The sequence below is a fragment of the Bacteroidota bacterium genome (genome assembly GCA_016194975.1).
GTDB lineage: Bacteria > Bacteroidota > Bacteroidia > Palsa-965 > Palsa-965.
In genome coordinates this window covers 153,136-159,998 of record JACQAM010000005.1, presented here as the reverse complement: position 1 = coordinate 159,998, position 6,863 = coordinate 153,136, and the positions used below count along the sequence as shown (strand labels likewise).

6 protein-coding genes are annotated in these 6,863 nt (G+C 43.6%); 1 reads left to right on the top strand and 5 read right to left on the bottom strand.

The genetic code is table 11. The features are described from left to right. Window positions 1–1,334 (top strand): hypothetical protein (locus HY064_03680; protein ID MBI3509740.1); only part of this gene is annotated, 1,334 nt, incomplete at its 5' end. Window positions 1,335–1,426: 92 nt separating this feature from the next. Here the strand turns inward: HY064_03680 and HY064_03675 are convergent. From HY064_03675 to HY064_03655, 5 genes are all read right to left on the bottom strand, one after another. Continuing rightward, window positions 1,427–1,669 (bottom strand): hypothetical protein, encoded by a 243-nt coding sequence (locus HY064_03675; protein MBI3509739.1) that lies wholly within the window; start codon window positions 1,667–1,669, stop codon window positions 1,427–1,429. A 44-nt stretch (window positions 1,670–1,713) separates the two neighbouring features. Beyond that, window positions 1,714–3,207 (bottom strand): DUF5106 domain-containing protein, encoded by a 1,494-nt coding sequence (locus HY064_03670; protein MBI3509738.1) that lies wholly within the window; start codon window positions 3,205–3,207, stop codon window positions 1,714–1,716. A 150-nt stretch (window positions 3,208–3,357) separates the two neighbouring features. After that, window positions 3,358–4,554, bottom strand: a complete 1,197-nt coding sequence (locus HY064_03665; GenBank protein ID MBI3509737.1) for a hypothetical protein — start codon at window positions 4,552–4,554, stop codon at window positions 3,358–3,360. A gap of 117 nt (window positions 4,555–4,671) precedes the next feature. Next, entirely contained in the window at window positions 4,672–5,331 is a 660-nt protein-coding gene (locus HY064_03660) for an ATP-binding cassette domain-containing protein (GenBank protein MBI3509736.1), read from the bottom strand. Further along, window positions 5,310–6,863, bottom strand: coding sequence for a DUF4836 family protein (locus HY064_03655; protein ID MBI3509735.1), 1,554 nt, complete (start codon window positions 6,861–6,863; stop codon window positions 5,310–5,312). Before HY064_03655 ends, HY064_03660 begins: the two co-directional genes overlap by 22 nt.

Sequence of the window (6,863 nt, the reverse complement as noted above, 5' to 3'; positions counted from 1 at the left end):
TCGGTCAGGCGGGATTGGATAAAAAATACAACGACCTGATCGCCCAAGCCGACACAAAATTTAAAACGAGCGATTGGGCTGGGGCGAAAACAATTTACCAGCAGGCGAGTGCGGTGAAGGGTGATGTACAGTATCCGAAAGACCAGATTGCGATCTGCGATAATAATCTTGCGAAAGAAGGGGTCGATAAAAAATATGCTGACCTGATCAAACAAGCCGACGCGAAATTCGGAACAAGCGATTGGGCCGGAGCGAAAATAATTTACCAGCAGGCGCAAGCGGTGAAGGGAAGCGAAAAATATCCTGCCGACCAGATCGCAATTTGTGATAAGAATATTTCGCAACTTGGAGTGGATAAACAATATTCTGCTGCGATCGCTGCTGCTGATGTTTTATTCACAGCGAAAAACTGGAGCGGTGCAAAAGAGAAATACCAGGAAGCATCAGGAATAAAACCCGGAGAGCAATATCCGAAAGACCGGATGAAGGCATGTGATGATGAACTGGCGAAACTTTCTTCGCTCGATCAGCAATACACGGCTGCTGTTAAGCGCGGCGATTCTGCAATGGCGATCAACGATCTTGAAACTGCCCAGACCGCTTTCACAAATGCAAAAAATCTGAAGCCCGCAGAAAAATATCCTCCACAAAAACTCGCGGAGATCGCAGGGTTGCTCTCTGAGAATTCCAAAGACAAAGCGTACCGCGCGCTCATTGCGAAAGCCGATTCACTTCTGAAACTGGATTCGTTGATCGATGCGAAAAAAGTTTACCAGTCGGCGCTCGTGCAAAAACCAAGCGATGAGTATCCTAAGAAAAAGATCGCCGAGATCGATGCGCGATTGTCGGATATTAAATTCCAGCAGGCGAAAGATGCGAAGTACAATAAGCTGATCACGCAGGCGGACACTAAATTCAAATCGAAAGATTACAAGGGAGCGAAATCACTTTACCAGCAGGCGCTGCAGGAAAAACCGCTCGAGATCTATCCGAAAACACAGATCAACGCCTGCGATGATGCGCTCAATCCGAAAGTGGTCAAAGTTCCGGATTCCACAAAAGTTGTGATAGGCAGTGATGAATATGTGAGTGATCTTGTAAAAAATTATCCGCCGGGAGTAACCGAAACGCAAATGAAAGAAGAAGGCGCAGAGATAACCAAGCGTGTTGTTATTGTCGGAAACAAAGGATGGGTGTACACGAAAAAAGTTTATTCATGGGGAACATTTTATTTCAAAGATGAGCAGCAGATCACGCAGGCCGCGTATGATTATGATACCAATGCAACGTGGGTGAACAAACAGAACACCGATTACCAGAAAAATCATAAATAGTTTTTTCCTGACTAATCAATTAAAAAGGTCATTGGTTACTGGTTAATAGGAAATATTCAGACAAGCCCCTAATGACCAATGACCAATTACATTCAGGTGTATTGTGCTTTTTTCTTCTGCCAGAGTTTTATTTTTTTGCTTCCCTGTGCTTTTCCGTTCTTCTGTCCTTTCTTGAAATCCTTTTCAGCTTTCCTGCTTGCTTTCTTTTGTCCTTCCGCAATTTTTTCACTTGGATTTCTTTTGTCATTCAGGTAGCGGTGCGATCTTCCTTCGGAGTTACAAGCGTAAAGCCAGATGGAAAAAAAAAGCATGTAAAAAAATGCGCGCGTCTTCATGATCGTAATAACGTTCTGCGATGGAAATTATTTTTCGGGCTCGATCAATGGCTCCCGGATCCGCCCGCTTTCTTTTTGTCGTCTTCAATCCTGTGATCGAGAAATCCTTTAAGCGCTTCCACATCTATTCTTTTCGCCAGAATATTTTTCTTCTCATCGAGCAGGAGGATTGTCGGGGTGCTGAACACATCATAATAATATTTTGAAGTGGCCAGTTCCTGCGCATCTTTCCCGCATACATTGATCCATTTCAGTTTGTGTTCACGAATGTATTGCTTCCAGGTTTTGTAATCGAGTTCTGAATAAACAGCGTAAACTTCAATGGACACGCCTGCTTTTTTCAGTGAATCATAATAGGCCTGCAACAGCGGAACTTCTTTTTTGCAATGAGAGCAGGTAGGATCCCAGAATATCACCACGGTATATTTTGCTTCTACTGCCTGCAGCGGTTTCACCACGTTGTTCGAATCGTGCAACAGGAGATTGACAGCAGGTTTCCCGATAAGTGTATAGCCGAGTTGCGTAGAGCGGTTGAGAATTTTTTTCATCTGCTCATCGCTCACCCACCACACCTGGTTAGTGCGATAATATCTTTCCACGATGTGAACGAACACCGCATCGAAGCCCATACGTTTATCCGTTTCATAGGTGTACGTGGTGTAATAAACCGTGTACTTGAAAAGTTCTTTCGAAGGACGCGCTTTCTCAATGAGAAAATCGCATGCGGCTGCAATGGAATCAGGATGTTGCGGAATTATTTTATCGAGATAGAATTTAAGTTTGTTCGCGTACACGGGCGTACGTATGAGGCGATCGTCGTTGAAATTCATCCCATCCCAATAATGATTTCTGAAATTCCAATACACGTATGAGGAATCAATATCTCCATTTTCTTTTTTCGGACACTGTGAGTAAGGAAGCTGGTCAGGTTCATCCATCGCTCGCAAAACTTCTGCCATGAAAGTTTCCGGATGTTTGTGCATATAATAATCGCGCTTGTACCATTTCACGGTGCTGTCGATGGCCGACATTTTTTTCTGAAGCATGGCAATGGAATCTTTATTGTTGTGTTCTCTCGCACTCTTCATTTCATTCTGCAACGGTTCCATCTGCGACTGCAGCCCCGAGAGATAATTCAGGTACTCGTAGAAATACTGATTTTCTTTATTCCCCGTCACCTTCATGTTTTTTATCATGTCTGCGGTATCGGTTTCTACCATGAAATGTTGTTCATCAGCAAGGATCACTTCGAAATATTTTTTGTTCGGAAGCACCACGAGATAAATTCCACCTGGCTTCGCGATCGTGTCTTTGAATTCCACGAAACCATTTGCATCCACCTTCAGCGTATCGTCAATGAATTGTTTGTCGCCATAATGATTCGCCAGCATCACTTGGTCGCCGGGCTTCAATCCATTGATGCGGACTTTAAGATCGAATGGAGGCGGATTTTTAGAAGTTGTTTTATGTGAAGGATGAGCAGAGGTGATCATAGGTAAAGCTATGATTGCCAGAAAGGTATATAATACTTGTTTCATAAGTGTTTTTTTGCCTGATTCAAAAATACGAAATGATGTTTTGCCAATGGAAATTACCTCAAAAATCACGCCGATTATTTTGTTCTGAGTTCTTGGTGGGAGTTCTGAAATTTCCGTTTCATAATTTATTTTTTTGCCCACAACGAAGAACTATTTAGCGAGCCGTTTCAGTGCGCGGAAAACCGACCATGAATTTATTCCGATGAAAAGCAATGTAAAAAGTGAACCGTAAAGAATGATCTCCGGAGAAATTCCGCTGTCGATCACAAATCCCTGTTGCGCCATGTAGTGAACGAACCATCTTTTGGTGAACCAGATGAGCGCGATGGATAAAATGAAAACGGAAAGAAAAATTACATTGTAATAATTCACATATCGCATCGCCAGTTTTTTGTAGTCGTAACCAATGCGCGTTAGCGTTTCCAGTTCATAGGAGGATTTGCTCATCAGCAATTGTGAATAGAGAAAGAAAACGAGCAGCGAAAGAAGAAGAATGAGTGAACCGATCGCCACGAGGCAATTCATGAGAATGCGGAGGAACGAATGAAGTTTTCCGTTGCGCATACTGTCCTCGCTCGTTTCGAATCCGTGTTCGGAAAAATAAGTGGCGAGTTCATTGAGCGCTTGCCCTTCGCACTCGATGATCACGCGGCTTGGTACCTGGTCGCCGCGCATTACACCTGCGAATTTTTCATTGGCATAATCAATGAATTTCTGCGGAACAAGAATGGTGTTGATGCGTTCACTGAACCCCGCGAGTTTGCCGCGATATTGTGCAGAACCCAAAGAGCCATGTATGTTGACATCGAATTTTGCAAGGCCCACAACGCTTTCCGTGATCTGTGGTAATTTCTGCGAAGGTGCAAATCCGAAATTGTAAAGTTTTATATAATCGCGCGGGATGATGATCGGAACAGTGGAATCACCTTCCTTCCAGTCCCACTCCGTTGTATTCACATCGAGAAAATTATCCGGCACCGCTTCAAAAAAAAGTTCTGTGTACATGCCCGGCATTCCCTGTATGCCGTTCGTATTCAGGGACGCGCTCACTTTGAAATGACTCGCAGTAAGCGGTGCAACATCTTTCACACCTTTGATCTTTCTCAACGCATCCATTTCATCCTGCGAAAATCCTTTCTGCCCGCCGAAAAGCGTATTCAGGAGATTCACTTCTTTATTGATAACAAGGTATTGCGGTTTGTTCAGGTCGTTCCCGGTGAGCGCGCGGGTTGTGTCAAAATACAACTGCAAGGAAGTGAGCACGAGTATCATTCCCACGAGCGCGCCGAGCACTGCAACAAAAAGTTGCGTACGGCGCTGGTGTGTGAATAAAAGCCGGTTCAGCATTTCTATTTGGAATTTACAATTTACAATTTACAATTTGAGATGCGCACTGCCGGCAATCTGTTTTGCACGAAAGCCAACTCAGAAATTGTAAATCGCAAATTGTAAATCGTACATTCTTCATATGATAATCGTTCCGGTGTAATTGAAAAAATCATTCGGGCCCAGACTTGTCAATAAAAGCCCTGCTTTATTCTGGATGCATTTTTCCATAATGAGGCGTGCTGCTGTGCGTGCATTCGTTTCATCGAGATGGGAGAAGGGTTCATCGAGCAAAAGAAAATCGAAGGGTTGCGCGAGTGCGCGTATGATGGCCACGCGCTGTTGCTGACCGAGCGAAAGTTTTCCGCATACCTGGCCGAGGCGATGTTGCACACCGAGTATTGCGGCATAATGGATGATCTCTTCTTCTTTCAGCGTTGACTCAAGATCATTTTTGAGAATGATATTTTCTTTCGCCGTAAGTTGCGGGAACAAGCGAAGATCCTGGAAGACGATGGAAAATTTTTTCCTGCGCAATTGCGACCATTGGCGAAGCGGAAAATTCCTGATGTCTTCCCCGTCTAATTTTATTTTTCCATCGTAATCGTGCCGAATTCCATATAGCATGGAGACCAGCGTGGTTTTTCCGGTGCCGGAAGCGGCTTCTGCAAGAAGAATAGAATTGGTGTCAAATGAAAAATCTTTTTTCCAGCAGGAATCTTCCGACAAAGGAGTATCAGAAAGCGGAACAGGAAGTACGTGTTCGAAGTCGATCTTCATTTTGCCGCTGATAACCATTGGGTGAGAATCCTGTTCAGTCCTTTTCCATCACCGCCAGCAAGAGTGATGTTTACATGGGAACCGCTTCCGTTCGAAAAAATATGTGCAGAAGAAAATGGTTTGATCAGGTCGAGAAACATTTTTGTTTCATTCTCTCCGAAATACTGTTGTAGTGCAGTGATGAAAGGAGCGGGAAATTTTTCCTGCGCGAGTGAAGCATATCCGCAAAAAGAATTCGTGCTGCATTCTTTCACCACATCATCCGGCAATTTTCCACGGAGCATTCCGGTCTGTGAAAAAGTATCGGCAGCAAAGTAATCGTTCGTTACAATGAGATTTTTATTCTTCGCAACGGCATAGAGTACAAAATCTACTCCGGGAATCTCGTAGAAGTTTTTTTCCATTTTCATCCCGGAATATTCCAGGATGGAATTTACAATGGCGTCATTTGTTATGCCAATGCTTATGGTAGTAATGGGCTGCGCGAGTTCCCGTTCATCAATGACCGTAAAATCATCATTTCCATCAGCGATAATTTTCTTCAATCTCGGATCGTAATCGCTGATATTCTTAAAATCCGAAAATGCAATGGAAATATCACCGGTAAAAAGTTGTCCCAGTCCGACGTCAGAAATAATAAGAGCGGATTCCATCTGGCTCAGCACATCATCATAAGACGCATCTTTTTTCAATGAAGAGATCAATCCATCGGAATTTGCAGAAAGTTGCATGTAGAGAACCGGATCGGCGGGAGCAACAGAAAAGAAATGCGAAGAAGAAGCGCCGGAATTCCTGAGGACATTATTTGCAACGGACGAAGTAGAACTGTAATCTGCAGAAATATTCTCATCGTTGAAATTGATAAGCAATTGGCCGAATCCTTCATTGATCCCGAATGGAGAGATCATTCCGCTCATGCTTCCCATATCGGAGAGCGTTCGATTGTCGAGCAATAAACTGAGGTCTGCTTTTTTCGAATTGAAATTCTCAAACTCTTTATTCGAAAGAATACTATTTTCTTTTTTCTGTGCAAAATATTTTTTTGCAACATCTTCAGCATTTCCTCCTGAACAGGAAAGATACATTCCGCCGAAATTATTCCACGCAATGGTATGACGCTGATCGAAACTGCAGAACCAGGTCTCTTCCACCTGATAAGGTTTGTTCTTCACATTCGTCGAAGTAAGAAACGAAGAGAATTTTTCCGCGTCAGTCACCGCAAACACCAATGCGGAAACTGCATTCTTGTCCTCCTGCGCAAGAAAACCGTAAATATTTTCAGTGAGATCGAGTCCGCTTCCAAGCGGATCGCCGGCGAAAGATGAAATTTGGCCGTCAGAAATTTCTTTCAATACCGGATTACCGATCAATTTCGAAAGATCTGCTTTGGAAGCAAGTGAAGCCACATCGATCTTCATCACTGCAGCAGCTTTGGCGGGAATAAGAATAAGATGAGCATCTTTTTCGCGCGACTTTCTTCCGAAGATCAACCAGGCCCCTAAGGAAAGAATGATCAGCGCGATCAAACCGATGACGATCTTTTTTTTCAT

Excerpts from the sequence above, each read along its gene's own strand:
- HY064_03675 (MBI3509739.1), bottom strand. The coding sequence starts at position 1,669 with ATGAAGACGCGCGCATTTTTTTACATGCTTTTTTTTTCCATCTGGCTT.
- HY064_03670 (MBI3509738.1), bottom strand. The coding sequence starts at position 3,207 with ATGAAACAAGTATTATATACCTTTCTGGCAATCATAGCTTTACCTATG.
- HY064_03665 (MBI3509737.1), bottom strand. The coding sequence starts at position 4,554 with ATGCTGAACCGGCTTTTATTCACACACCAGCGCCGTACGCAACTTTTT.
- HY064_03660 (MBI3509736.1), bottom strand. The coding sequence starts at position 5,331 with ATGGTTATCAGCGGCAAAATGAAGATCGACTTCGAACACGTACTTCCT.
- HY064_03655 (MBI3509735.1), bottom strand. The coding sequence starts at position 6,863 with ATGAAAAAAAAGATCGTCATCGGTTTGATCGCGCTGATCATTCTTTCC.